26 protein-coding genes are annotated in these 25,372 nt (G+C 47.3%); 15 read left to right on the plus strand and 11 right to left on the minus strand.

Going from position 1 to position 25,372, the window contains the following annotated elements; genetic code table 11:
- Positions 1-12 precede the first annotated feature (12 nt).
- Positions 13-771, minus strand: a complete 759-nt coding sequence (locus CXL14_RS04210) for an ABC transporter permease (protein ID WP_007614844.1) — start codon at positions 769-771, stop codon at positions 13-15.
- Positions 768-1,679 carry an ABC transporter ATP-binding protein gene (locus CXL14_RS04215; RefSeq protein WP_014419283.1) on the minus strand — a complete coding sequence of 304 codons (912 nt, stop codon included), beginning with the start codon at positions 1,677-1,679 and terminating at the stop codon, positions 768-770. Before CXL14_RS04215 ends, CXL14_RS04210 begins: the two co-directional genes overlap by 4 nt.
- A gap of 242 nt (positions 1,680-1,921) precedes the next feature.
- Between CXL14_RS04215 and CXL14_RS04220 the strand changes: the two genes are divergently transcribed.
- From CXL14_RS04220 to CXL14_RS04250, 7 genes are all read left to right on the plus strand, one after another.
- Entirely contained in the window at positions 1,922-2,644 is a 723-nt protein-coding gene (locus CXL14_RS04220) for a response regulator transcription factor (protein ID WP_014419282.1), read from the plus strand.
- A complete protein-coding gene (locus tag CXL14_RS04225) occupies positions 2,641-4,080 on the plus strand; it encodes a sensor histidine kinase (RefSeq protein ID WP_088056365.1) in 1,440 nt (479 codons plus the stop codon). The genes CXL14_RS04220 and CXL14_RS04225 overlap by 4 nt, the downstream gene beginning before the upstream one ends.
- A gap of 149 nt (positions 4,081-4,229) precedes the next feature.
- Positions 4,230-4,919 (plus strand): two-component system response regulator YxdJ, encoded by a 690-nt coding sequence (gene yxdJ / locus CXL14_RS04230; protein ID WP_004393241.1) that lies wholly within the window; start codon positions 4,230-4,232, stop codon positions 4,917-4,919.
- On the plus strand, positions 4,916-5,893 hold the full coding sequence (yxdK, locus tag CXL14_RS04235; protein WP_088056366.1) for a two-component system sensor histidine kinase YxdK: 978 nt from the start codon (positions 4,916-4,918) through the stop codon (positions 5,891-5,893). The genes yxdJ and yxdK overlap by 4 nt, the downstream gene beginning before the upstream one ends.
- 143 nt (positions 5,894-6,036) lie before the next feature.
- Complete coding sequence (yxdL, locus tag CXL14_RS04240; RefSeq protein ID WP_007614823.1) at positions 6,037-6,810, plus strand: ABC transporter ATP-binding protein YxdL; 774 nt, start codon at positions 6,037-6,039, stop codon at positions 6,808-6,810.
- Positions 6,785-8,653, plus strand: a complete 1,869-nt coding sequence (gene yxdM / locus CXL14_RS04245) for an ABC transporter permease YxdM (protein ID WP_094296185.1) — start codon at positions 6,785-6,787, stop codon at positions 8,651-8,653. The genes yxdL and yxdM overlap by 26 nt, the downstream gene beginning before the upstream one ends.
- A gap of 13 nt (positions 8,654-8,666) precedes the next feature.
- A complete protein-coding gene (locus CXL14_RS04250) occupies positions 8,667-9,014 on the plus strand; it encodes a YxeA family protein (protein ID WP_004393256.1) in 348 nt (115 codons plus the stop codon).
- Between the two features lie 40 nt (positions 9,015-9,054).
- On the opposite strand, the gene CXL14_RS04255 is transcribed toward CXL14_RS04250, so the two are convergent.
- Positions 9,055-10,017 (minus strand): iron-hydroxamate ABC transporter substrate-binding protein, encoded by a 963-nt coding sequence (locus CXL14_RS04255; protein ID WP_022554000.1) that lies wholly within the window; start codon positions 10,015-10,017, stop codon positions 9,055-9,057.
- A gap of 129 nt (positions 10,018-10,146) precedes the next feature.
- Between CXL14_RS04255 and CXL14_RS04260 the strand changes: the two genes are divergently transcribed.
- Entirely contained in the window at positions 10,147-10,539 is a 393-nt protein-coding gene (locus CXL14_RS04260; RefSeq protein ID WP_007407824.1) for a hypothetical protein, read from the plus strand.
- 50 nt (positions 10,540-10,589) lie between these two features.
- Here the strand turns inward: CXL14_RS04260 and CXL14_RS04265 are convergent, their stop codons facing one another.
- Both CXL14_RS04265 and CXL14_RS04270 read right to left on the minus strand, forming a co-directional pair.
- On the minus strand, positions 10,590-10,952 hold the full coding sequence (locus tag CXL14_RS04265; protein WP_007407823.1) for a hypothetical protein: 363 nt from the start codon (positions 10,950-10,952) through the stop codon (positions 10,590-10,592).
- A 160-nt stretch (positions 10,953-11,112) separates the two neighbouring features.
- On the minus strand, positions 11,113-11,499 hold the full coding sequence (locus CXL14_RS04270) for a hypothetical protein (protein ID WP_014419276.1): 387 nt from the start codon (positions 11,497-11,499) through the stop codon (positions 11,113-11,115).
- A 110-nt stretch (positions 11,500-11,609) separates the two neighbouring features.
- On the opposite strand from CXL14_RS04270, the gene CXL14_RS04275 reads away from it, so the two are divergent.
- The 7 genes from CXL14_RS04275 to CXL14_RS04305 all read left to right on the plus strand — a co-directional run bounded on the left by CXL14_RS04275 (position 11,610) and on the right by CXL14_RS04305 (position 17,798).
- Complete coding sequence (locus CXL14_RS04275; protein WP_007407821.1) at positions 11,610-12,029, plus strand: lipocalin family protein; 420 nt, start codon at positions 11,610-11,612, stop codon at positions 12,027-12,029.
- A complete protein-coding gene (locus CXL14_RS04280; RefSeq protein ID WP_014419275.1) occupies positions 12,019-12,543 on the plus strand; it encodes a hypothetical protein in 525 nt (174 codons plus the stop codon). The genes CXL14_RS04275 and CXL14_RS04280 overlap by 11 nt, the downstream gene beginning before the upstream one ends.
- A gap of 68 nt (positions 12,544-12,611) precedes the next feature.
- Positions 12,612-13,424 (plus strand): sugar-phosphatase, encoded by an 813-nt coding sequence (gene yidA, locus CXL14_RS04285; RefSeq protein ID WP_014419274.1) that lies wholly within the window; start codon positions 12,612-12,614, stop codon positions 13,422-13,424.
- Between the two features lie 70 nt (positions 13,425-13,494).
- Positions 13,495-14,436, plus strand: coding sequence for a DNA-binding transcriptional repressor DeoR (locus CXL14_RS04290; RefSeq protein WP_014419273.1), 942 nt, complete (start codon positions 13,495-13,497; stop codon positions 14,434-14,436).
- Between the two features lie 90 nt (positions 14,437-14,526).
- Positions 14,527-15,195, plus strand: a complete 669-nt coding sequence (deoC, locus tag CXL14_RS04295) for a deoxyribose-phosphate aldolase (protein WP_004393277.1) — start codon at positions 14,527-14,529, stop codon at positions 15,193-15,195.
- Positions 15,196-15,287: 92 nt separating this feature from the next.
- The gene (locus tag CXL14_RS04300; protein WP_004393280.1) at positions 15,288-16,469 is read left to right on the plus strand and encodes a NupC/NupG family nucleoside CNT transporter; all 1,182 of its coding nucleotides are present in this window, start codon (positions 15,288-15,290) and stop codon (positions 16,467-16,469) included.
- 27 nt (positions 16,470-16,496) lie between these two features.
- Entirely contained in the window at positions 16,497-17,798 is a 1,302-nt protein-coding gene (locus tag CXL14_RS04305; RefSeq protein WP_014419272.1) for a pyrimidine-nucleoside phosphorylase, read from the plus strand.
- A gap of 38 nt (positions 17,799-17,836) precedes the next feature.
- Here the strand turns inward: CXL14_RS04305 and CXL14_RS04310 are convergent, their stop codons facing one another.
- The 6 genes from CXL14_RS04310 to hutP all read right to left on the minus strand — a co-directional run bounded on the left by CXL14_RS04310 (position 17,837) and on the right by hutP (position 25,294).
- A complete protein-coding gene (locus CXL14_RS04310; RefSeq protein WP_014419271.1) occupies positions 17,837-19,255 on the minus strand; it encodes an amino acid permease in 1,419 nt (472 codons plus the stop codon).
- Between the two features lie 70 nt (positions 19,256-19,325).
- On the minus strand, positions 19,326-20,276 hold the full coding sequence (hutG, locus tag CXL14_RS04315) for a formimidoylglutamase (RefSeq protein ID WP_014419270.1): 951 nt from the start codon (positions 20,274-20,276) through the stop codon (positions 19,326-19,328).
- Positions 20,269-21,534, minus strand: a complete 1,266-nt coding sequence (hutI, locus tag CXL14_RS04320) for an imidazolonepropionase (protein ID WP_014419269.1) — start codon at positions 21,532-21,534, stop codon at positions 20,269-20,271. Before hutI ends, hutG begins: the two co-directional genes overlap by 8 nt.
- Before the next feature lies 1 nt (position 21,535).
- On the minus strand, positions 21,536-23,200 hold the full coding sequence (gene hutU / locus CXL14_RS04325) for a urocanate hydratase (protein WP_014419268.1): 1,665 nt from the start codon (positions 23,198-23,200) through the stop codon (positions 21,536-21,538).
- Positions 23,197-24,735 (minus strand): histidine ammonia-lyase, encoded by a 1,539-nt coding sequence (hutH, locus tag CXL14_RS04330; RefSeq protein WP_014722041.1) that lies wholly within the window; start codon positions 24,733-24,735, stop codon positions 23,197-23,199. The genes hutU and hutH overlap by 4 nt, the downstream gene beginning before the upstream one ends.
- Positions 24,736-24,847: 112 nt before the next feature.
- Positions 24,848-25,294, minus strand: a complete 447-nt coding sequence (gene hutP / locus CXL14_RS04335) for a histidine utilization transcription antiterminator HutP (RefSeq protein ID WP_004393292.1) — start codon at positions 25,292-25,294, stop codon at positions 24,848-24,850.
- Between the last annotated feature and the right edge of the window lie 78 nt (positions 25,295-25,372).

Below are 25,372 nucleotides of genomic sequence, written 5' to 3' on the forward strand. Positions count from 1 at the left end.
TTCGCCTCCTTTTTACAAAGCATCCCGTTTAGCAAAATGAATAGAGCCTAGAAATAATATAATTATCCCTAAGAAAAGGCTAATGCAAAGGTAAGATGAAAGATCTGGGTTATATCCTATACCTTCATACTGCAGAATGACTGTCGAAGATTGACTAGGATAAGCCAGCGGAAACCATCTCGTTGATTGAGCAGCTGCCAAAAACAAACCCATTATAGATGATACTGATCCTACAAGAATTGAGAATGCTTGGTTGCTAAACACCATAGATAACCATATCTGGAATGCCATTATAGGCAGTACTGTAACTAACATGCTGTAACTATCTCCAAACAAAAGTCCCCAAGGTACACTACCTTCGAATCCTACCAGTTTGCCCAGCAGTACCATGCCGAGCAAGAAGATTGTTGACGAAATAAATAAACTGACTACTAAGCAAATAAATTTACTTACATAAATTCGCATTCTAGATACAGGAAAAGAAAGGGTTTGCTTCCATCCGTTTGCTTGATGCTCTATATTTGCTATTATTGACGCAGAAAGTGTGGCGGCTAATGGAAAACCCAGACCAAATAACAAACTGTTATCATACAGTAAATACATCCACATTGATCCAGCATGGAACATTTCAGCTTGTTTTTCCACGTATTCAGATCGATAAGTAAGATTTACCAACTCATATGCTATAATGAGTAAGGGAACCAATAAGACTACAATCAATAACGACGAACGTTTCAGTTTTAATTGATCTGCCCATAATAACTTTTTCATAGACTTCCCTCTGTACCGGTTAATTCTAAAAAAATATCCTCAAGTGATCGTGTCTTTTCTTCAAGTCGAAATACAGACAGCCCTGAATGAAGAAGTATGGAATTGATTTCTGAAACGAATTCCGGTTCTGTTTGAGACAGCCACAAATAATTTTTTTGTAAATCAACCTTTAATCCTTTCCTGTTTAATATTGTTTTTGCTTCGATTACGTCACTAACACCGACTTTTAATAGTGGTTTTCTTTTTTGATGTAAACTTGCAATCGAGTCCTGAAAAATCATTTTTCCATTGTTGATAATTCCCACTTGAGTAGCCATTTGATCTATTTCACTCAATAAGTGGCTGGATACAATAACACTCATTCCCGATTTAGGCAATTCTTTAATTAGCTCTCTTATTTCTTGGATACCGGATGGATCTAAACCATTTGTCGGTTCATCCAGAATTAATAAATCAGGACTGCTTAACAGGGCAACTGCAATTCCCAAACGTTGTTTCATTCCAAGGGAATACTCCTTAGTCAGTCGATTTGCTACTTTAGATAACCTTACAGTTTCCAATACTTCATTGACCTGTTGTTCCGGAAGTCCTCGTAACCTCCTAACAGCTTCTAAGTTTTCGTAACCTGTTAAATTACCATAATAAGTTGGAGATTCTACCAGTGACCCGATTCTTTGCAATATCTGCAAACGATTCTTGTTTAGGTTTTGGCCAAAGATTTCGATGTTTCCTTTTGTTGGTTTAATTAAACCTAATAACATTCGGATGGTTGTTGTTTTACCAGCACCATTCGGTCCAAGAAAACCATAAATTTCGCCACGCCTAATCCTTAAGTTTAATCCATCAACAGAAGTATGCTTTTTATACTTTTTAGTCAGATCGTGTGTTACCACTATTTGATCATTCATTTGTCTCTCACCTCACTTTTATCATAAGCGATGTTCTTTAAACACAAACGAAACTCTTCCTAAACATTCACTTAACGACATCCCTGGTTTATTTTCTGTATGTAGTTATATTGATACCTGAATATCAAGGTTAAAAATTCGAAAGAATATTCTGAACCCTTAACGAAAGTTAAATTCTTTCCTTTTCTGACCTTTATGTCATTGATCTCATATAAAATAAGAAATAAAAAGGAGGGTAACTTATGACGTTAGAAGAGAACAAAATCCTCATGGTGGATGATGACGAACATATCTTAAACTTATTAATAACTTGCTTTGAAAAGGAAGGTTTCAGCAATATTTCCACAGCTATGACAGGGAGCGAAACCCTTCTGAAAATCGATCAGGAACTTCCAAATATTATTTTATTAGATGTCATGCTTCCGGACACTGATGGCTTCACCTTATGCAGCAAAATACGCTCGCATACAAATGTGCCGATACTCTTCTTAACGGCAAAAACAACAGATTTAGATAAATTGCAAGGGTTTAGTTTTGGGGGAGATGACTATATTACTAAACCATTTAATCCACTAGAAATTGTAGCTCGTGTAAAAGCCCAATTAAAGAGAACGACTCAACTCTCTTCTTCTTACCCTCTAAAACAGGTATACGATTATGAATATTTTAAAATAGATCCCAATACCGGAAGACTTGTTGTTAACGGGACAAGAATAGATTGCCCTGCTCAGGAAATGAAACTTCTGATTTATTTCTGTGAACATCCCAATCAAATTTTAAGTAAACACCAAATTTATAAAGATGTGTGGGGGGAGTTTTATGGCGGAGATAGTACTGTAATGGTACATGTACGACGATTACGTGAAAAATTAGAGGAAGACCCGAGCAGACCTAGATGGATTAAAACGGTTCGAGGACAGGGCTATATATTTGAAGCAGAGCCTATAGATGAGGATTTATTTTGAAGCTGAGAAATAGGATAGCATTTTACTTCGTATCGAGACTTTTTTTACTCATGTTTATTTGGGGTGTGCTCATTGTGGGCAGTATCATATTTTTCAGCCTCGTCTTAGGTCAGAATAAAATGGAAACGCCGCACTTATCCTTAAAAAAAATTGTTGACCAAACAGTTGTTGCAGATAAACAATTTTCAATAAATACGAAAGCAAAAGAAGATTTATTAGAGAACCGGATGTGGATTCAAATTTTAGATGAACAAGGAGATGAGGTTTTTTCTTTTAATAAACCTCAAAATATACCTAAGCATTATATTCTTGGAGAGTTAATATCAGATTACATGTATCCTGCCAAAAAAGGTTATCAATTATCTACGTGGTACGAAACGAAAAACAATCAGGATTTAACATGGGTATTGGGAAAGCCGATGGAAAAAAATAACCCTTTTTTCTATTGGGTGAATAACTTGTGGATTGTTTCTATTATTATGGCAGGGATTGTCATTGCAATATTTTACGGAAAAAAACTAGGTGCTCCCCTGCTGTTTATTGTATCTTGGATTGAGAATTTGTCTAAAGAAAAATATGAAGAACCTTATGATTGGAAGTTTCATTCAAGCAAATATAGACATAATAAATCTGGATATAAGACCTATCAAGAATTAATGCAGGCTCTGTCTGAACTTACCTCAACGCTTCAAAGGAATAAGGCTGAGCGAGAATTATTGGAAAAGACACGAGAAGAGTGGATGGCCGGTGTCTCACATGATTTAAAAACCCCTCTTTCGGTTATTAAGGGATATACGGTTCTTTTATCTTCAAATGAATATGAGTGGGAAAATCAGCAAGTGCGTGATTTTTCCTTAATAATGGAAGAACGTGTCGAATATATGGAAAAGCTGATTGAAGATTTCAACTTAACTTTTCAATTGAAAAATGAGTCGCTTCCAATCCATCTTGAAGAAAAAAACGTAGTGAAAGTAATTCATGACACTTTAGAAAAAATGAAGCTGCTACCGGAGTCAGAAAATAAGAGATTCGCTTTAGAATCCAGTCACAATAAGATACTTTTTAATATGGATGAAAGGTACCTAAAGCGCGCAGTTGAAAACTTGATTGCTAATTGTATTAAACATAATCCTCCGGGCACTAAAATAAAGGTCATATTATATCAGGACGTGTTACATGACAATGAAATACAAATTATAATAGAAGACGATGGGATAGGAATGGACGAAGAGACGGTTGAATGTTTATTTGATCGGTATTTCAGAGGGATAAGCGCTTCGTCAAATAACTCAGGGACTGGATTAGGAATGGCTATTGCTCAACAAATTATCAAGGCACATGGGGGAAATATTGATATATATAGTCAGCCGGGAGTTGGCACAAGATTTAAAATGACCTTTCCGAGTCCGCCATCTAAGTATAACAATGTCAATTAGAAATAATCGATCTTACATTGAGAAAGGGAGAAGCGGGTCTTTTATAAAGGCCCGCTTTCTCATGTTGCAGAGAAACGATGAAAGCATTATGATGGGGGCATCAAATAATGAGGGCTCCGAAAAGCCGTATCCTTTTGGAGGATGGTTGCATGAATAAAATCATGATTGTGGAAGATAGTGAAGACATTCGCGGACTATTGCAGAATTACCTTGAAAAATACGGATATCAAACAGTGGCCGCCGCGGATTTCACGGCTGTTCTTGATGTTTTTTTGCGGGAAAAGCCTGATGTGGTGCTGCTTGATATCAATCTGCCGTCTTATGACGGCTATTATTGGTGCCGCCAGATCCGCCAGCATTCTACAAGCCCGATCATTTTTATCTCAGCCAGAAGCGGGGAAATGGATCAGGTGATGGCGATTGAAAACGGCGGAGATGATTATATCGAAAAACCGTTTTCTTATGATATTGTGCTGGCGAAAATCAAAAGCCAGATCCGCAGGGCATACGGAGAGTACGCTGCCAAGCAGGGAGAGAAAGTGGTTGAATATGCCGGTGTGCAGCTCTTTGTGGAACGGTTTGAACTGCGCTTTCAGGACGAAAAAAGCGAGCTTTCTAAAAAAGAAAGCAAGCTTTTGGAAGTGCTGCTTGAGCGGGGAGAAAAGGTGACGGGAAGAGACCGGCTCATGGAAAAAACGTGGGACACCGACATTTTCGTCGATGATAATACACTTAACGTGTATATCACGCGGCTCAGAAAAAAACTGCGGGAGCTGAATGCGCCTGTTTCCATTGAATCGGTGCGGGGCGAAGGCTACCAGCTGAGGGCGCTGTCATGAAGCTGTTTCTCCGGTCTCATGCCGTGCTGATTCTGCTTTTTCTCCTTCAAGGGCTGTTTGTCTTCTTTTATTACTGGTTTGCGGGTCTTCATTCTTTTTCCCACCTGTTTTACATATTGGGCGTGCAGCTTCTTATTTTGGCGGGTTATCTTGCCTATCGCTGGTACAAAGACCGCGGCGTGTATCATTGGCTCAGCTCGGAGCAGGAAGGGACGGACATCCCGTATCTCGGTTCTTCGGTGTTCTGTTCAGAGCTGTATGAAAAGCAGATGGAGCTGACCCGGCTGCAGCACCAGAAGCTCCATGAGACCGAAGCCAAGCTCGACGCGCGGGTGACGTATATGAATCAATGGGTGCACCAAGTAAAGACGCCGCTGTCGGTCATTAATTTAATCATTCAGGAAGAAGATGAGCCCGTCTTTGAACAAATCAAAAAAGAGGTTCGGCAGATTGAATTCGGGCTGGAGACGCTTCTTTATTCATCAAGGCTTGACCTGTTTGAGCGGGATTTTAAAGTCGAAGCGGTTTCCTTATCAGAGCTTCTCCAATCAGTCATTCAAAGCTATAAACGATTCTTTATTCAATACCGCGTTTATCCGAAAATGGACATTCGCGATGATCATCAGATTTACACCGATGCGAAATGGCTCAAATTTGCGATCGGCCAAGTGGTCACAAATGCGGTCAAGTATTCGGCAGGCAAGAGTGACAGACTTGAGCTGAATGTCTTCCGCGATGAAGACAGGACGGTGCTTGAAGTCAAAGATTACGGTGTCGGCATTCCCTCGCAAGATATCAAGCGGGTGTTTGACCCTTATTACACCGGCGAAAACGGGCGGCGTTTCCAAGAATCTACGGGGATCGGCCTCCATCTCGTCAAAGAAATTACGGGCAAGCTCAATCATACGGTGGACATCAGCTCGTCCCCCGGTGAAGGGACATCGGTCCGATTTTCATTTCTTACAAAAATGTAAGGCTGCGTTAAGAAAACAACATAGCTCGTTTTGTTTCCCCTTGATAACATGGATTTATGTCAAGGGGATTTTTATGTTAAATGCCCCGGCACTACATGAAAGCAGCCCAGACCAACAAGAATAAAACCATAAGGAGGATTTTCATGGCGAATATGCTTGAAGTCAAACATATAAATAAAACCTATAAAGGACAAGTGTCCTATCAAGCTTTAAAACAAATTTCGTTTTCAATAGAAGAAGGCGGGTTCACGGCGGTGATGGGACCGTCCGGCTCCGGAAAAACAACGCTTTTGAATATCATTTCAACGATTGACCGTCCGGATTCAGGCGATATCCTGATTCACGGAGAAAACCCGCACCGCCTGAAGCGGACAAAGCTCGCTCATTTCCGCCGCAAGCAGCTCGGATTTGTGTTTCAGGATTTCAACCTTCTGGACACGCTGACGATCGGTGAAAATATCATGCTGCCGTTAACGCTTGAAAAAGAAGCGCCGTCTGTCATGGAAGAAAAACTGCACGGCATCGCGGCAAAGCTCGGAATCGAAGACCTGCTCAACAAACGGACGTTTGAAGTATCCGGCGGACAGCGCCAGCGGGCCGCCATCGCAAGAGCGGTCATTCATAAGCCGTCACTCATTCTGGCCGATGAACCGACGGGCAACCTTGATTCCAAAGCGTCAAAAGACGTCATGGAAACGATGCAGAGCCTGAATCAGGATGATCATATCACGGCTTTGATGGTGACCCATGATCCGGTTGCGGCAAGCTACTGCCGCCGCGTCATCTTTATAAAAGACGGCGAACTGTTTAATGAGATTTACCGCGGGGAAAACCGCCAAGTCTTTTATGAACAGATTCTTGATGTGCTGTCTATGCTGGGGGGAAACGCAAATGACCTTTCTTCAGTTCGCTTATAAAAACGTCACGAGAAACAAAAGGGCCTATCTTGCTTTCTTTTTAAGCAGCGCTTTTTCCGTTTTGATTTTCTTTACCTTTGCGATGTTCCTGTTTCATCCGGCACTAAAAGAAGGCTACCTGAATAACATCGCCAGAAAAGGCTTAACCGCCGCGGAATGGATGATCTTTGTTTTTTCTTTCTTATTTGTTCTGTATTCGGTTAACGCATTTTTGAAATCGAGAAATAAAGAATTCGGTATTCTGCTGATGCAGGGTATTACGCCGGTGCAGCTGAGAAAGCTCATTACGGCGGAAAACATGATCATCGGCGTCATGTCGATCGCAGCCGGGATTATCGGAGGATTCATTTTTTCGAAAACGTTCTTTACGGTCGGCGCTTATATTTTAGAAATGGACGCGCTGCCTCTGTACATGCCTTGGAAAGCGCTCGGCATTACGGCCGGCGGATTTCTGCTCTTATTTTTCCTTTTATCGCAGTTCACGATCCTTTTTGTCAGATCAAATACGGTGATCAAATTAATAAAGGGCACTGACAAGATCAAGCCGGAGCCGAAGCCGTCCGTGCTTCTGTCCTTATTCGGTATCGCCTGTCTTTGCGGCGGGTACGGCATGGTTCTGAAAGGCAATGTCCACGGGACTCAACCGTTCATCATTTTACTGCTTACCGTCATCGGCACGTATTTCTTTTTCAGCCAAAGCAGCATCTGGATTCTGCGCGCGCTGAAGAAGTGGAAAACCTTTTATCTGCGCGGGAAAAATGTCATTTGGGTTTCTGACCTTGTTTATCGTTTAAAAGACAACGCCCGCCTGTTCTTTATCGTCAGCATTATTTCCGCGGTTGCGTTTACTGCGACAGGCGTGCTCGCAATGTACAAATCGACCGTCGGGGCGGAAGAGTCCGCCTATGAGATGGAGTATGTATCTTTCAGCAATAATTCAAAAGAAAAGACTCATTTGAAAGATATTGACCATGAACTGAAAACACACGGCTTTACGTATAAGAAAGACAAAATAAATGTTTCCTATGTCCGCTATCAGGAAGGAGATACTGTTCCGCCTGTTTACATGATCAGCAAATCGGATGTATCAAAATACTTCCATGTCAAGCTGAGCGGCCTGAAACATGATGAGGCTGTCTATTTCCCGGGCACGTATGACCGCAATTTCAAAAACGAAGCGCCGGATCAGCTGAAGCTGCTGAACCAAAAAGGCAAGCCGTCTGACCAAAAACTGACGGTAAAAGAAGTCAAAAAACCGCTGATCTCATTGAATGCCATCATCGCGGTGAACGATCAAACCTTTGATCAGCTCAAATCACTCGGTGATAAAGCGTCATTATACGGCTACAGCTACGATCATTGGAAAGACAGTCTTGGGTTCAGCCAATCTCTGAAAGATGAGATCTACGGCAACTATATCGACGTGCATTCTGATTTTATGTCAAAAGCCGGGACGTACTATGATACGGTGCAGCTGCCGAGCCTGAGTTTATTCATCGGCCTGTTTATCGCAATTGTATTCTTTGTCGCGGCAGCAAGTTTCTTATATTTCAGGCTGTTCACCGATTTAGATGAGGACCGGGAGCGCTACCGTTCATTGGCCAAAATCGGCCTGAGTGAGCGTGAAATGGCACAAAGCGTGACGATACAATTGGCAATTCTTTTCTTCTTTCCATTTGTCATTGCCGTCATGCATACGCTGTTTGCCTTGAGAACATTGGCTGTGGAAGGCTATTCCGATGTAGCGGGGCCGCTCAGTCTGACCATCGGAGGGTTTTTCATCTTTCAGCTTCTGTTCTTCCTCGCGGTGCGGACAAGCTATTTGAAAAAAATGAACAAGTAAGGGGAGTGCAAAGATGAAAAAAGCATTGGCAATCCTGGCCGTCTTGGCGGCCGCTGCCGTCATATACGGACTTCTCTTTTTTCATAATGATGTTACAGACAGATTTAATCCGTTTATTCACCAGCAAGATGTTTATGTACAGATTGATCGAGATGGCAAACATCTTAGCCCGGGCGGTACTGAGTATACATTAGACGGATATAACGCATCCGGGAAAAAAGAAGAAGTGACCTTTTTCGCCGGGAAAGACCTTCGGAAGAACGCGTATTTGAAGGTGAAGGCGAAAGGAAAGTATGTCGAGACCTGGGAAGAAGTCAGATTTGAAGATATGCCGGGCTCCGTACAGTCAAAATTAAAGTGAACATGAAAAGCGGCACAGTGTCATGACTGTGCCGCTTTTTTTATTTTTTATTTTCTTCAGCCCGTTTGATCAGCATGTCGGTGATGATATCCATCTGTTTGCTGACGGCAATCGGGTCATACGGATAGAAGGTGTTGAAATCGTTGATAAAGACACGGTTGTTCTTTACGGCATCGAGATTTTTCCAAACGGATGACTCTTTCAGACGCTCAAATGTTTTGCTTTCTCCATTCGGATTGTAATCGGTAATGAACATATAATCAGCCGCATATTGAGGGATGACCTCTTGGGAAACCTGTTTCATGGCGCCCGTTTTCATGATGTCTTTTTCGATTTTGGCCGGCGCTTTCAATCCGAGCGCGTTATAAACGGCTTGGCCGCCGCGGCCGGAATTGTCATTGAAAATCCAGATTTCGCCTTTATCCGTCGTTTCATAAAGGCCGACTGTCTCGTCTTTGCCGATCACGTTTTTGAGGCGCTTTTGATTCGCTTCGGCTTTTTTGTTGAAGTCTGCCATAAAGCTTTTGGCTTTATCCTTCGCCCCGGCAATGTCGCCGAATAGGCTGACCGTATCTTTCGTATTCTTTGCGGTGTTAAAAGGAATGACAATCGTCGGTGCGATTTTCGATAGTTTTTCGTATTGGTCATCCTTCATCAGCACGATTAAATCAGGCTTCAGCTGCATCACTTTCTCCACATTGACGGGATTGCCGATGTCCGTGGTGTTTTTCAGCTGTTTTTTGATAAACGGATTTTTGAAAGCCCATGAGCCCGCCCCGACGACATTTGCGTCAACGGACAGCAGCTCACCTGCATAAAAGTCAGTGACGATCCGTTTCGGATGTGCGGGTATGTCAATATTTCCTTTTGTTGATTCATATGTACGCATGTCTGTCTTTCCTTTGCCTGATGCCGATCCGTTGTTTTCCTTCGCGCCGCTGCAAGCGCTTAATGCGAAAACAAGCAGAAGTGCCAGGCCGATCAGCCATGATTGTTTCTTCATAATGATCCCCCTATTTCGGTGATAATGATTATCATTATTAATATAGCAGGAAGACGTCATTCCGTCTATGTTTTTTATAGAAAACCTTCCTTGATTATCCATGTTATAGTAGTAAAGGAGGAGGAATGAATGTTGATTACGAAAAGAGGGACTTGGTGGGAAGTGCTGCACAGCTGGTGGCTGCTGCTGACTTTTGCGCCGTTTGCGCTGACCGCTTTCTTGGCCTTTTTCTATATCGGCTACCGGGCCAAGAACAAAAAATGGCTGAAATACGGACTTATCTATTTTATTATTTTAGCAATTGCTTTTGTGCTGCCGAGCACGCCGGGCGTGTATATCGTGCTGCCTTTATGGGTCATCTCCATCATCCACGGGCTGAAAGTGCGGGCGGCTTATTTGATACAGCTTGATGTGTTTAAACAAAACGTCGAAGCAAGAGCGTTTGAAGCGGTAAGGCATGAGGCGGAAGCAAAATTCGGCGGAAAACCCGCTCATCGCATTGATCTGACAAAACAGAGATAAAAACAAATGACAAAGCCGGTATCTCGCGCTTTGTCATTTGCATGACCGGCCTATTGCTGGTATGAGTGCTGCTGAAACGGTGTGTGATGCTGTGTTTGCGGGAATGAAGAAACATTAGCGTTTGCCATCGGTGCAGGCATGTGTCCGCTTACTTCCTGCTGAAGCTGATTGCACACATTCACGATTTGCTGGCATTTCTGAATGGCCGCTTCATGCCCCTGCAGCGCTTGCTGAATGGTATGAACGGCATGCTGTTCATGGTTAAGCATCTGCTGAAGCATTTGAATGTTTTGCTGTTCCTGCTGGAGCATTTGCTTGTACTGCTGACTGCTTTGCTGTGTCTGCTGAATAAGCTGCTGTGCTGTTTGGCGGCATTGCTGCAGCTGATTTCCGCTGTATTGGTTTTGATACATCATGAAGACCTCCTGGAGTGATTGATTTTACACATTTATCATGTGAAAGAATAGGAGAGGCATTCATGCAAGAAAAGGATTCAAATATTTACCTGTTATGTACAGAGCGGAATACAAGGCTCGGGATGGCCTGTCGAGCTTTGTATTCCGGCCCTTTTTCTCAGAAGCCGCCTTCTGTAGCGTGAAAAGGAATATTGAGTCTGTTTTCGACTGCGCGCAGGCGCTGATTCAAACGGTTTAAGCGGCGGGTATGGATTTCAATGGACTGGCTCAGCCGTCTGATCTGCTCATTCATACGCGTGATTTCCCGGTTTTGGCGCTGGTCTTCTTGTGAGAGGCGGGTGAGCTCTCTCGTTTGCTGGGCGTTTTGTCTTTCAAGCTGGGCGACTCTCCGTTCTAAAGCCGTCGGCTGCCGCTCTTCAGACTGAGGGGGCGCATAATAATAGCTTTCCTGCTGCTGATACGGCTCATACTCAACGCGGTTCACTTCGTATTCCTGCTGCTGAGGGAAATAGGCAGGCGGGGTGTAGTACTGATATGGGTTCATTCATCATTCTCCTTATCTAGTGAAGTCTTTATACACTATGTAGTCAATTGCACAGTGCCACGGCATCTGCCTAAGTTACAGGCGTAAAAAAGCTTCAAAGGAAGGTGATCATGTTGCGGAACATACGGATTTTCATCATGACGGTTCTTGTTTTCGGATGCGTCATGATAACAGGCTGCTCGCAAAAGAAAGCAGACGATACCCCTTTTTATTACGGGACATGGGATGCAGGGCTGAAACCGGGCCCGATGGACGGGGTCAGATCTGAAACCGTCACGTTTACGAAAGACAGCGTGCTGACAAAGCAGGTCATTCAAGGCCGCGGCGAGGTTGCCATGCCCTCAGATGTGTACAAGGTGATCTCACAAAACACGGACGGGACGATCGAGATTGAATACCTCGGACATCCGCATCCCGTCAAAAGCACGTTGAAAAGAGGAAAAAACGGTACGCTCATTTGGAAGATATACGGAGAAACAAAAACAATGACAAGAATAAAAACCGGCGGGGAGGATGCACATGAGAAATAAGGCTGCCGACAGACTCGTTTTGACGGGTGTCATCGTACATATCATTCAATGGTTTTCACTGTTATGGTTATTTTTTATGCTTTTTGATCAGTTCGGGCGTTTTACCATTTACAATCCCAATGTCGTCAACGGCAGCATGCAGTCTTTTTCATTCTTTGATATGATGCGCGCTCTTCTGTTTTCCGGCACGCTGCGGAATACGCTTCTGCTGTTTCTGTTTGCGGCAATGCTCATTTACTTGTGGGTGAACGCTCTGTTTATCCTGCTGGAAATCGTTTCTTATATCATGATCAGGCGGAACAGCCGTTCATTATGGGCATACTTTCCCGCAGCGATGGGAATAAAGCTTGCCCTTCTGGACATAGCGGCCGTCCCTTTCTTTGCGGCGGGGCTGATGCTCTTGAAGCAGAAAACAGACGACGGCGGCGAACAAGCTGACAAGGGGAAAAGACGGTCCCGCATCCGGAGGCAGGCCCGTTATACGAAGAGAAGGCGGAGAAACTCGTCCGTTTGATTTTTCATTGAAACGAAAAAACGATATGATGAAAGCATAAGAAGAAAAGGACACAAAGGAGATGCAGGATGTACAAGTTAATCGCAATAGATATGGACGGAACACTATTAAACGATCATCATGAAGTGACGGCTGAAGTCCGCGGGGCGCTTGATGCCGCCAAAGCGGAAGGGGTCAATATCGTCCTGTGCACGGGCCGGCCGATCGGCGGCGTGCGTCGGTATTTGGAAGAGCTGAACTTACAGGAAGAAGGCGACTTTGTGATTGCCTATAACGGCGCACTCGTCCAAAATACGTATACAAACGGTGTCGTGGCCGAGCAGTCATTAGGCTTTGAGGATTTGAAGTCGCTTTACGAGCTGAGCTTACAGCTGGATACTCCGATGCATTACTTTGACACAGCCAATCTGTACACGCCGAACCGGGATATCAGTGAATACACGGTATACGAATCATACATTACGAAAGTGCCGCTTCATTTCCGCACGATCGATGAAGTGCCGAAGGATATTCTGATTCCGAAAGTCATGTTCATTGACGATCCGGACAAGCTGGAGAAAGCGATCGCTTCCATTCCGGAATCATTCAAAGAAACATACACAATGGTCAAAAGTGCGCCATTCTTCCATGAGATTCTTCACCCGAAAGTCAGTAAAGGAAACGCGGTTAAGCTGCTGGCCGAAAAACTCGGCATTGAACAGAAAGACGTCATGGCAATCGGCGATAACGGCAACGACATGTCCATGATTCAGTGGGCCGGCTGCGGTGTGGCAATGGCCAATGCCATCCCGGAAGTAAGGGAGATTGCCGATTTTGAAACGAAATCAAATAACGAACACGGCGTGGCGCATGCGATTCAGGAGCTTGTGCTGAAAAAATAGGCACCCCATCAGAGGGTGCTTTTTTACCGCGTATTTTGGTGATATGATAAGCGGAGAGGGGAGGCGCGACATGGATCGTGAAAAACAGCAGCTCAGCATAGAAGCGGCAAAACTATATTATCAATCAGATTACAGCCAGCAGCAGATCGCCGAACGGCTTAATCTGTCACGCCCCACCGTTTCAAGGCTGCTTCAGTACGCAAAGGAAAAAGGGTATGTGCAAATTCGCGTCATGGACCCATTTGAGGATCTGGACGAACTAGGCGCGAAGCTGGAAGAAAAATACGGGCTGCTTGAGGCGCACGTCGTCTTTTCTCCAAGCGACGATTACCAGGCCATTACACATTACTTAAGCCGCTATGGCGCAGACTATATGCATAAAACCGTAAAGGACGGCGATATACTCGGCGTAAGCTGGGGGACGACGATGTACCAGATCGCAAGCCGCATGGAGCCGAAGCAGGTAAAGAGCGTTGAAGTTGTGCAGCTGAAAGGCGGCATCAGTCATTCCAATGTCAATACGTATTCGTCAGAAACGATTCAGCTGTTCGCCGAAGCATTTCAGACGATGCCGAGGTATTTGCCGCTGCCGGTTATATTTGACAGCGCCGATGTGAAACAGATGGTCGAGCGGGACAGACATATTAAGCGGATCATTGAAATGGGCAGACAAGCCAATATCGCCCTGTTTACGGTCGGAACCGTCCGGGATGAGGCGCTGCTTTTCAGACTCGGCTATTTCCGGGAAGAAGAGAAACAATTGCTGAAAGCGCACGGGGTCGGGGATATTTGTTCGCGCTTTTTTGACGCGGAAGGCAGGATTTGCAGCAGCAGCATTAACGGCCGGACGATCGGAGTCGAGCTCAGCGACTTGAAAATGAAAGAGCGTTCGATTCTGGTGGCGGGCGGCAGCAGAAAATGCAAGGCCATTCACGGTGCCCTCAAAGGAAAGTACGCCAACGTTTTGATTACCGATCAGCATACGGCCAAAAAACTCATTCAAGAATTGTGACAATTCATGAACATAATTTCAATTACCAATTTACATATGTTCAAAATTCGGTTATTCTAAACGTATCCTAGGAAAAAGGAAGTGCATACAATGTCAATTGCAAGTCAAATAGACCATACTGCTTTGAAACCGCATACACAAAAAGCAGATATTTTACAACTGATAAAAGAAGCAAAAGAATATAAATTCGCTTCCGTTTGTGTAAACCCGACTTGGGTCAAACTCGCAGCGGAGGAACTGAAGGGCACGGGAGTTGACGTTTGCACCGTTATCGGATTTCCTCTCGGCGCAACGACATCGGAAACAAAAGCATTTGAAACGAAGGATGCCATCTCAAAAGGAGCCACTGAGGTTGACATGGTCATCAATATCGGCGCATTAAAAGACGGCGATGATGAAGCGGTTGAAGCTGATATCCGCGCAGTAGTTGAAGCAGCTGATAAAAAAGCGCTCGTCAAAGTGATCATCGAAACATGCCTTTTGACAGATGAAGAAAAAGAGCGCGCGTGCCGCTTAGCGGTATCAGCAGGCGCCGATTTCGTCAAAACGTCTACCGGTTTTTCTACAGGCGGGGCAACGGCTGAAGACATTGCTCTCATGAGAAAAACAGTCGGACCGGACATCGGGGTCAAAGCATCAGGCGGCATCAGAACAAAAGCTGATGTTGACAGCATGATCGCTGCGGGCGCGAGCCGGATCGGCGCAAGTGCGGGCGTCTCTATCGTGAGCGGCGGAGACAGCGGCAGCAGCGACTATTAATCAGCAGTGCGGAAGCTGAAAGCTTCCGCCATCCTCTTTCTTTGTTGATGCATAAAAAATTGTAAGCGAATACAAATAAAAGGAGAACACATATGAAGTATCTCATCGGAATTATCGGAATCATTGTGTTTTTAGGTCTTGCCTGGCTTGCCAGCAACGGCAAAAAAAGAATCAGAATCCGGCCGATCGCCGTCATGCTCGTGCTGCAGCTGATTCTCGGTTATATTCTCCTCAACACCGGTATCGGGAATTTTCTTGTCGGCGGTTTTGCAAAAGGATTTAACTACTTGCTGGAATATGCATCAGAAGGGATTAACTTTGTATTCGGCGGGCTTGTGAATGCGAAACAGACGACGTTCTTCATGAGCGTGCTTCTGCCGATCGTCTTTATATCCGCTTTAATCGGAATTCTGCAGCATTGGAAGGTCCTTCCCTTCATCACGAAGTATATCGGTCTTGCGTTAAGCAAGGTGAACGGAATGGGGAAAATCGAATCTTACAACGCTGTTGCATCCGCGATTTTAGGGCAATCAGAAGTCTTTATCAGTTTGAAAAAACAGCTCGGTTATCTTACTGAACAGCGCTTATATACGCTTTGCGCGTCCGCAATGTCGACGGTCTCAATGTCGATCGTCGGTTCTTACATGATGATGCTGAAGCCTGAATACGTCGTGACGGCGCTTGTGCTGAACTTATTCGGCGGATTTATCATCGCTTCTATCATTAACCCGTACACCGTCAGCAAAGAAGAGGATTTGATCGTCGTTCCTGAAGAAGAAAAGCAATCCTTTTTTGAAGTGCTCGGTGAGTATATAATGGATGGATTCAGAGTCGCCGTCGTCGTAGCGGCGATGCTGATCGGATTTGTCGCACTCATTGCCCTGGTCAACGGCGTTTTTAACGCGGTCTTCGGCATTACATTCCAGGCGCTGCTCGGATATGTATTCGCGCCGTTTGCGTTTTTAACCGGTATTCCGTGGAATGAAGCGGTGAGCGCCGGAAGCATTATGGCGACGAAAATGGTATCGAATGAATTTGTGGCGATGCAGACACTCTCATCCGGCGATTTCCATTTCAGTGCGCATACACAGGCAGTGGTATCTGTATTCCTTGTCTCATTCGCGAATTTCTCCTCTATCGGAATCATTACCGGTGCGGTGAAAGGGCTGCATGAAAAACAAGGAAACGTCGTCGCGCGGTTCGGGCTGAAGCTGCTGTACGGCGCAACACTCGTCAGCTTCTTGACAGCGGCGATCGTCGGATTGATTCACTGAACATAAATGAAGGACAGGTGATAGATCATGAGAATGGTAGATCTTATTGTAAAAAAACAAAATGGAAAAGAACTGACAACAGAAGAAATTGAATTTTTCGTAAAAGGATACACGGACGGAAGCATCCCTGATTATCAGGCAAGCGCACTGGCTATGGCGATTTACTTTCAGGATATGACAGATCAGGAGCGCGCAGATCTGACAATGGCGATGGTGAATTCAGGGGAAACGATTGATCTCTCCGCCATTGAAGGCATTAAGGTCGACAAGCACTCTACGGGCGGGGTCGGCGACACGACAACTCTCGTACTCGCACCGCTTGTCGCGGCGCTCGGCGTTCCCGTCGCTAAAATGTCCGGCCGCGGTCTTGGCCATACGGGGGGAACCATTGATAAGCTGGAAGCGATCGAAGGCTTCCACGTGGAATTATCAAAAGATGAATTCATCAAGCTTGTGAATCGCGACAAGGTAGCCGTTATCGGACAAAGCGGCAATTTGACGCCTGCCGATAAAAAGCTGTATGCGCTGCGTGATGTAACGGGTACGGTGAACTCCATCCCGCTGATCGCAAGCTCAATTATGAGTAAAAAAATCGCCGCCGGAGCAGATGCCATCGTGCTTGACGTCAAAACGGGAGCCGGCGCGTTTATGAAAACGGATGAAGACGCCGTGAACCTCGCCAAAGCAATGGTCCGCATCGGAAACAACGTCGGCCGCCAGACGATGGCCGTGATTTCTGACATGTCGCAGCCGCTCGGTTTTGCGATCGGGAATGCCCTGGAAGTACAAGAAGCCATTGATACGTTAAGAGGGGAAGGGCCTGAAGACTTAAACGAACTCGTCCTCACGCTCGGCAGCCAAATGGTCGTATTGGCGAAAAAAGCTGAGACATTGGAAGAAGCGAGAACGAAGCTTCAGGAAGTCATGAAAAACGGCAAAGCGCTTGAAAAGTTCAAAGAGTTCCTGAGCAATCAGGGAGGAGACGCTTCTGTTGTTGACGATCCGTCCAAACTTCCGCAGGCGGCGTACAAAATTGACGTTCCGGCGAAAGAAGCGGGTGTCGTTTCAGAAATCGTCGCTGACGAAATCGGCGTCGCAGCGATGCTGTTGGGCGCGGGACGTGCGACAAAAGAGGACGAAATCGATCTTGCCGTCGGCATTATGCTCCGCAAAAAAGTCGGTGACAACGTCGAAAAAGGCGAGCCGCTCGTCACCCTTTACGCCAACCGCGAAAACGTTGAAGACGTGACCGCCAAAGTCTATGACAACATCCGCATCTCAGAAAAAGCGGAAGAGCCGAAACTGATTCATACGCTGATTACGGAATAAGAGAAGAAAGGCACATACCTCATCAGTATGTGCCTTTTTTATGGCATGGTTTTATCCAAATGAATGTCACGGACGGATTGTTTCGGCTGTTTCTTTCTCAAAAAACGAATGAGATAGCACAGGATCATACAAGGAATTCCGCAGAAGAGGGCGATTCTTTGATTGGGATCAAATGCAAGGCCTACGCATGAAGCGAAACATAAGATCACGGCGGCGATCGGAACGAGAGGGTATAACGGTGTGCGGAAGGTCAGATCCGAGACGCGTCCGCCGTTTTTCACATAATGTTTTCGAAATAACAGCTGAGACAGGGCGATGCTCATCCACACCACGACGCCGGCAAATCCGGCTATTGCCACGAGCACCACGTAGACCGTGCCCGGGGCGGCGATGCTTGAGATCAAGGATATGCAGGAAACGGCCATGCTGGCGAGCAGCGCATTCAGCGGAATGCCTTTCGGCGTGACTTTTTTGAACCGGGCGCTGATCATGTTTTCATTCGCAAGAGACCACAGCATCCGGGTGGAAGCATACAGTCCGGAGTTGGCGACCGAAAGCAAAGCCGTTAAAATCACGAAGTTCATGATATCTGCGGCGTATGGGATACCGATTTGGGAAAAGACCGCGACAAACGGACTTTCAATCACACCGGCTTCCCTCCAGGAGATCAGTCCGGACAGCACAAAAATGGCGCCGATAAAAAAGATGACCGTTCTCCAGGCGACATTTCGGATCGAACGCGGAATATCTTTTGCCGGATTGGCGGTTTCACCCGCGGTAATTCCGATCAGCTCCGTCCCTGAAAAGGCGAAGCTTACGGAAATCATTGCGATGAAAACCGCAAGAAAGCCGTTCGGAAACAGTCCGCCGTGTGAGGTGAAATTCGACAGCATCGGAGCTTCACCCGAACCGTGCAATGAAATCAAACCGAACATCGCGGCGCCGCCTAAGATGATAAATAAAAGGATGGTAACGATTTTGACGCTGGAAAACCAAAACTCCGTTTCTGCAAACAATTTAACGGAGAATGCATTGGCGGCAAAAAGGAGAGCCGCGAAAATCGCGCTCCACATCCAGACGCTGCTGTGGGGAAACCAGCGCTGCATGAGGATACCGGAAGCTGTAAACTCCGATCCCACCGTCACCACCCAATTCACCCAATACATGATACCGACCATAAAACCCGTGGACGGCCCGATAAACGTTGTCGCATACGTTTGAAATGAACCGGTCACAGGCATGGCTACTGACAATTCTCCGAGACACTGCATGACAAGATACATCATCAAGCCGCCGATTAAGTAGGCGGCGATCGTCCCGCCCGGCCCGGCCTGGCTCAATGTATACCCTGTGCTCAAAAACAGCCCCGTGCCGATGACCCCTCCCAATGAAATCATAAATAAGTGCCTGCTTTTCATCGTGCGCTTTAGTTGATTGCCGCCTTGATCAACATCCATCGTGATCTCCCCCTTTTTGCGTGGCGTGAGAATCTTCCGGCAGCCGAGAGCACGCGTGCCGGATTTGACTTTAACGTGACAATTTAAATCCCTTTAATGCATGTAAAATAACGTGTGCGGCTGCCCGGCTTGTCATATCGCGAAAATCAAGTGTCGGATCAACCTCAACGATCTCAATACCTGAGATGTCAGCCTCTTGGGGCAAAAACCTGACCGCCTGAAGCAGTTCTTCGGTATACAGACCTCCGGGGCCGATCGCAGGACAGCCGGGCGCATGAGCTTGATCCAGCACATCCATATCAACCGAAATAAAAATGGCGTCGGCTCTTTTTTGAACGGCCGGCAAGACCTCTTGTATCGTTCGGAGGAGCCCTTTCTCCCGGATCATCTCCATTGTATGCACGTCTGCCTGCCGCTCTTTTACATATTGTTCATATGCCAAGCTGTTGCTGAACTCCCTGATTCCAAGCTGAATCAGGTTTTGTCCGCTTATGATATTTTCATCTAACAGCCGGCGGAATGGCGTGCCGTTTGTCGGCCCTCCGTCTTCTGTGTTGCGGACGTCGTGGTGGGCGTCGAATTGAAAGACGGCCGTTGTTCCTTTCGTTTCCGCAATGGCTTTAATGGTGGAATAACTGATGGAGTTGTCGCCGCCGAGAATGAAGGGCACCCAGTCAGGCTGATCCGTCAGAATATCATAAATGGTCCGATAAATGTGTTCGTGAGATGTGACGACATCCGTGACGTGAATCTGAATATCGCCGATATCGTACAGATGGTCAATGACATGCTCCCGCAGCTCCGCGGAATATGCGGAAATGCCGCCGAGCGCCCGGCGGATCGCACCGGGTGCAAAGCAGGCGCCGGAATGGCTGATTGACGACTTAGAAAGCGGAACGCCGATCAAAGCCGGCCCTTTGATCGTTTGTCCCGCCCACGCTTCCGTCACATCGCCGATCCTTGTCACATGGCGGTCGTTGAAGAGGGAGCCGGCTTTTTGCAGAAACGGATACTTATCCAAGAGCGGCTCCCTCCCTTGAAACGACCGTCTTTCCGTTCTTGATGACACGGCGGACATGATTGACGCCGTAATGATACGGGATATACATGTAATTCGGCGCTTCCCAAATGACAATGTCAGCCGCCCGTCCGGCTTTAATTTGTCCGGCCTCTTCGCCTTTTCCGATCGCATACGCGGCATTAACGGTGACAGCATGCCAGATTTCTTCTGCGGTCATTTTTAAATGAAGCGCGGCAATCGACATAATGAGCTGGAGATTTTCCGTCGGTGAGCTGCCCGGGTTGAAGTCAGTCGCCAAACTGACCCGTACGCCCGCATCAATCATCTCCCGGGCTCTCGCATAAGTGTGTTTGCCGAGATAGAAAGTCGTGCCCGGCAACAGGACGGCGATCGTTCCGGACTCCGCTAGCTTTTCGATGCCTTCGTCAGACGCCCCCACCAAATGATCGGCAGAAACAGCATGCAGTTCTGCCGCCAATTCCGCGCCGCCGAGCGGGTCAATCTCATCAGCATGGATTTTCAGGCCGAAACCAGCTTCAGACGCCTTTTTCAGGTAGTTCCGCGACTGGCTGACGGTAAAGACGCCTGTTTCTGTGAAAATATCGGCAAATTGCGCGAGGCCTTCTTCTTTTATTTCAGGCAAAAGCTGCAGCATGCGATTCAGAAATTCGTCAGGGCTGTTCCGGTACTCAGGCGGAATGGCGTGTGCCCCCATAAAGGTCGTGACAAGGTCGACCGGCTGGCGCCCGCCCAGTTTTTTCGCTGCGGTCAGCTGTTTCAGCTCCGTGTCTTTGTCGAGTCCGTACCCGCTTTTTACTTCCGCGGTCGTGATGCCGTATGACAGCATGCGTCCGAGGTGAAAAAGCCCTTTTTCAATCAGTTCTTCTTCGGAGGCGGCTTTCGTGTCTTTGACCGTTGACAAAATACCGCCGCCTTGCGCCAGAATATCCAAATAGGACATGCCCTGAATTTTTAAATTCAGTTCTTTTTCCCGGGACCCTCCGAATACAAGATGGGTATGGGGATCGACGAGGCCGGGGGTGACGAGCCGTCCCCCGCAGTCGATGATGTCTCTTGCCTCGTATCCTTCCTCCGCTCCTTGATGTCCGGCAAAAACAATGCGCCCGTCGTGAATGCCGATGACGGCATCTTCCGTGACATGAAGATCCTGCATGCTTCCGCCTGATCGGGGGCCGCCGGATTCCATCGTCAGCAGCTGGCCGATGTTGGTGAGTATGGTATCTATTTGTTTCGGCATGTTACCGCTCCTTTTTCATCGGTATCATAATGTCTTGTTCCTCGGCGACTTGAGCCGCTTTTTCATAACCTGCGTCCGCATGGCGGATGATGCCCATTCCCGGATCGCTTGTCAGAACGCGGGAAAGCCGCTGTTCCGCAAGGATGCTGCCGTCGGCGACCGCGACCATTCCCGCGTGAAGGGAATACCCCATGCCGACGCCCCCGCCGTGGTGAAAAGAAACCCAGCTTGCGCCTGAGGCCGTGTTGATCAGCGCGTTCAGCACCGCCCAATCGCCGACCGCGTCGCTTCCGTCTTTCATCGCTTCTGTTTCCCGATTCGGAGAGGCGACAGATCCGCAGTCTAAATGGTCTCTTCCGATGACGATCGGGGCTTTCAGCTCGCCGTTTCTGACCAATTCATTGATGGCGAGCCCCATCTTTTCCCGTTCACCGTAGCCGAGCCAGCAAATACGGGACGGCAGGCCTTGGAATGTGACTTTTTTCTGTGCCATGTCAATCCAGCGGTGAAGGGCTTGATTTTCTGGAAACAGCTCTTTTAATAAAGCGTCCGTGCGGTATATATCTTCGGGGTCTCCCGACAGCGCAGCCCAGCGGAACGGCCCTTTTCCTTCACAAAATAAAGGCCGGATGTAGGCGGGAACGAATCCCGGAAAATCAAAAGCATCGGCGAGACCCTCATCTTTGGCAACTTGACGGATATTGTTGCCGTAATCGAAGACGATAGCCCCTTTTTTCTTGAAGGCAAGCATGGCTTCCACGTGCTTTTTCATACTTTGCTTGGATAGCCTTACGTATAAATCGGGCTGATCCCGGCGCAGACGCCCGGCCTCTTCAAGTGAGTATCCTGCCGGAATATAGCCGATCAGCGGGTCGTGAGCGGAAGTCTGATCGGTCACGATGTCAATATGGACGCCGCGGTTCAAAAGCTCATGATGCACCTCAGCCGCATTGCCGAGAAGGCCGATCGATAAAGGCTCTCCGGCTTGTCTGGCTGCTTCGGCCCAGCGCAGCGCTTCGTCAATTGATGCGGTTTTACGGTCGCAATAGTTTGTTTCCATCCGTTTATCAATCCGTGTTTCATCCGCTTCAACGGCGATGACGACGCCATCATTCATCGTGACGGACAGCGGCTGGGCGCCTCCCATTCCGCCAAGACCGGCCGTCAGCGTAAGGGTTCCTTTCAGACTGCCGCCGAAATGCTGTCTCGCAAGCTCCGCAAAGGTTTCATAGGTGCCTTGCAAAATGCCTTGTGAGCCGATATAAATCCAGCTGCCGGCCGTCATCTGCCCGTACATCATCAGCCCTTTTTTCTCAAGGTCATGGAAATGTTCCCAATCCGCCCATTTTGGCACGAGAACCGAATTAGCCAGCAGGACGCGGGGCGCGCGGCTGTGCGTGCGGAACAGTCCGACCGGTTTTCCGGATTGGATCAGCAGTGTTTCATCATCTTTTAACGTTTTGAGGGAACGCTCAATCGCGTGAAAAGCATCCCAGTTTCGTGCGGCCTTGCCTATGCCGCCGTATACGATCAGATCCTCCGGCTTTTCGGCAACCTCCGGGTCAAGGTTGTTTCGGAGCATGCGGAGCACGGCTTCCTGCTCCCATCCTAAGCATTCAAGTTCGGTGCCGCGGCCGGCGCGGATTGATTTCTTTACATCAGTCATCTTGTCAGTCCTCCTTCATTGGTCATCAGTTTTTGGTGATGTTCATTCGGCAGAAAAGACTCCTTCTTCAGCCAGTCACTCAGATGCTCGATGTCATAAGAAAACACGCGGTCTTCTTGTATGGACGGCACGATGTTTCTCATTTCAAGATAGAGCTGTTTTGTGTACGAGGCGCAATGTTCCGCACCCCGGTATTCCACGGCCTGCAGCGCGCAAATGGCTTCAACGGCAAGCACCCGTCTCGTATTCGCGATGATCTGGTAGGCGTGCCTTGAGGCGATGGTTCCCATGCTGACGTGATCCTCCTGGTTTGCCGATGAAGGAATGGAATCGACACTGGCGGGATGGGCCAGGGTTTTATTTTCTGACACGAGGGAGGCCGCCGCATATTGCATGATCATCGCTCCGGATTGTAAGCCGGGCTGAGGGCTCAGAAAGGGCGGCAGGTCATTCAGCTGCGGATTCACAAGCCGTTCGATACGGCGTTCAGAAATATTCGCAAGTTCGGCCGCCGCTACTTTGAGAAAATCCATGGCAAAGGCGATCGGCTGTCCGTGAAAGTTTCCGCCTGAGATGATTTTGGCGCCGTCTTCGAAAATGAGCGGGTTATCTGTCGCGGCATTCATCTCAATTTCTAATTTTTCTTTTACATACGCTAATGTCTGCCATGATGCGCCGTGGACTTGAGGAATACAGCGGATCGAATAGGCGTCCTGGACACGCAGCTCCCCTTGGACGGTCGTCAGTTTGCTGTCTGACAAGTAATAGCGGATTCGCTCTGCGACATCCATCTGTTCCTGATAACCGCGGGCGGCATGAATGTCCTCGTCGAACGCATCGATAATGCCCTGAAGGCCTTCGATCGTTAAGCTCGCGATCCGTTCCGATTGATAGGCCAGTTTTTCGGCTTCGAGGTAAGCGATCAGCCCCATTGCGGTCATGGCCTGCGTTCCGTTGATCAGCGCGAGCCCTTCCTTAGAGGTCAGGACGGCCGGCTGAAGGTTTGTCTTTTCTAAAGCATGAGCTGTCGGCATCCGGGCCCCTTCGTAAAAGACTTCGCCTTGCCCGATAAGCGCCAGTGCAAGATGAGAAAGCGGCGCCAAATCTCCGCTCGCCCCTAGTGACCCTTGCTGCGGGATGACCGGGTGAATGCGATGATTGAGATACGCGAGCAGTTGATCAATCAGCTCAGTCCGCACGCCGGAAAAGCCTTTCAGCAAGGCATTGGCTCGCAAAAGCAGCATGGCCCGCGATACAGATTCCGGAAACGGATCACCGACGCCGCACGCGTGAGAAAGAATCAGATTCAGCTGCAGATCCGCGGCGTCTTCTTTTTGAATCAGCACATCGCTGAACTTGCCGAACCCCGTTGTAATCCCGTAAATGGTCTTCTCCTCCTGAACGATCCGTTCAACCGCCGCCCTGCTTTTTTTCACACGTTCCATGCTTTCGGCAGATGCCTGAACCTCTTCAAAATCAAACAGCACACGCTGGGCATCTGCGGTTGTCAGTGAGGAACCGTCTAACGTTACCATCATTTCAACCCCTTTTCCTTTACTTTGGTAAAGCGCCCATACAAAAAGGAGCTATGCCATGAAAATGATGTTTCACGCATAGCCCCCTATCATCTGAAATCTATGGGCTGATTCATATGTGATTAATACCGACTCCGAATGTTTCGTGCTCAAGCCCCTTAATCGGAGCTCCGATCGTGCCGTAAAGTGAAACGGCGATCCAATCGCCTTCCGCCTCGCTTTCATACGGATTTCCCCGCAAGACGGCAAACTTCAGGCCCACGGTACGAAGCAGCGAGCCAAGCAGCATTTCGCCCCGCGTCACTCCGTGCAAAGCTTCCATTGTGGCATGATACAGCGCATGTGATTCGCGATAACCCTCAGATTGAATGACGCCGCTCTTTTTGGAAGCGGTTTCAATTGCAGCTACCACCTTATGCGCATCCATTGAACCCACCCTGCCGAGACAGACTTTCCAGCCGTCCCGTTCCAGCCGGCTGATCTGCTGGTTTTCTTCAGTCTCATGAAGCAGAAGAAGGACGGACAGTCGCCCGATGCGGCGGTCTTTGTGTAAGGTCATATATGCTTCACTCAATTCTTAAATATTCTGATAACTAGTAACTGTTTTTTATATTAAGTGTTTGCGAATCAGAAGTCA

This window comes from Bacillus sp. SJ-10 (assembly GCF_002843505.1).
GTDB classification, from domain to species: Bacteria; Bacillota; Bacilli; order Bacillales; family Bacillaceae; genus Bacillus; species Bacillus velezensis.

Bases quoted from the DNA above. Each gene is read 5' to 3' on its own strand.
- CXL14_RS04290 (WP_014419273.1), top strand. From the start codon at position 13,495: ATGGATCGTGAAAAACAGCAGCTCAGCATAGAAGCGGCAAAACTATAT.
- CXL14_RS04280 (WP_014419275.1), top strand. From the start codon at position 12,019: ATGAGAAATAAGGCTGCCGACAGACTCGTTTTGACGGGTGTCATCGTA.
- CXL14_RS04215 (WP_014419283.1), bottom strand. From the start codon at position 1,679: ATGAATGATCAAATAGTGGTAACACACGATCTGACTAAAAAGTATAAA.
- CXL14_RS04260 (WP_007407824.1), top strand. From the start codon at position 10,147: ATGTTGATTACGAAAAGAGGGACTTGGTGGGAAGTGCTGCACAGCTGG.
- yxdM (WP_094296185.1), top strand. From the start codon at position 6,785: ATGACCTTTCTTCAGTTCGCTTATAAAAACGTCACGAGAAACAAAAGG.
- CXL14_RS04310 (WP_014419271.1), bottom strand. From the start codon at position 19,255: ATGGATGTTGATCAAGGCGGCAATCAACTAAAGCGCACGATGAAAAGC.
- CXL14_RS04220 (WP_014419282.1), top strand. From the start codon at position 1,922: ATGACGTTAGAAGAGAACAAAATCCTCATGGTGGATGATGACGAACAT.
- CXL14_RS04270 (WP_014419276.1), bottom strand. From the start codon at position 11,499: ATGAACCCATATCAGTACTACACCCCGCCTGCCTATTTCCCTCAGCAG.
- hutH (WP_014722041.1), bottom strand. From the start codon at position 24,735: ATGGTAACGTTAGACGGTTCCTCACTGACAACCGCAGATGCCCAGCGT.
- yxdK (WP_088056366.1), top strand. From the start codon at position 4,916: ATGAAGCTGTTTCTCCGGTCTCATGCCGTGCTGATTCTGCTTTTTCTC.
- CXL14_RS04305 (WP_014419272.1), top strand. From the start codon at position 16,497: ATGAGAATGGTAGATCTTATTGTAAAAAAACAAAATGGAAAAGAACTG.
- CXL14_RS04255 (WP_022554000.1), bottom strand. From the start codon at position 10,017: ATGAAGAAACAATCATGGCTGATCGGCCTGGCACTTCTGCTTGTTTTC.
- CXL14_RS04265 (WP_007407823.1), bottom strand. From the start codon at position 10,952: ATGTATCAAAACCAATACAGCGGAAATCAGCTGCAGCAATGCCGCCAA.
- yidA (WP_014419274.1), top strand. From the start codon at position 12,612: ATGTACAAGTTAATCGCAATAGATATGGACGGAACACTATTAAACGAT.
- hutI (WP_014419269.1), bottom strand. From the start codon at position 21,534: ATGCCGAAACAAATAGATACCATACTCACCAACATCGGCCAGCTGCTG.
- CXL14_RS04250 (WP_004393256.1), top strand. From the start codon at position 8,667: ATGAAAAAAGCATTGGCAATCCTGGCCGTCTTGGCGGCCGCTGCCGTC.
- hutP (WP_004393292.1), bottom strand. From the start codon at position 25,294: ATGACCTTACACAAAGACCGCCGCATCGGGCGACTGTCCGTCCTTCTT.
- yxdL (WP_007614823.1), top strand. From the start codon at position 6,037: ATGGCGAATATGCTTGAAGTCAAACATATAAATAAAACCTATAAAGGA.
- CXL14_RS04300 (WP_004393280.1), top strand. From the start codon at position 15,288: ATGAAGTATCTCATCGGAATTATCGGAATCATTGTGTTTTTAGGTCTT.
- hutU (WP_014419268.1), bottom strand. From the start codon at position 23,200: ATGACTGATGTAAAGAAATCAATCCGCGCCGGCCGCGGCACCGAACTT.
- CXL14_RS04275 (WP_007407821.1), top strand. From the start codon at position 11,610: ATGTTGCGGAACATACGGATTTTCATCATGACGGTTCTTGTTTTCGGA.
- deoC (WP_004393277.1), top strand. From the start codon at position 14,527: ATGTCAATTGCAAGTCAAATAGACCATACTGCTTTGAAACCGCATACA.
- yxdJ (WP_004393241.1), top strand. From the start codon at position 4,230: ATGAATAAAATCATGATTGTGGAAGATAGTGAAGACATTCGCGGACTA.
- CXL14_RS04210 (WP_007614844.1), bottom strand. From the start codon at position 771: ATGAAAAAGTTATTATGGGCAGATCAATTAAAACTGAAACGTTCGTCG.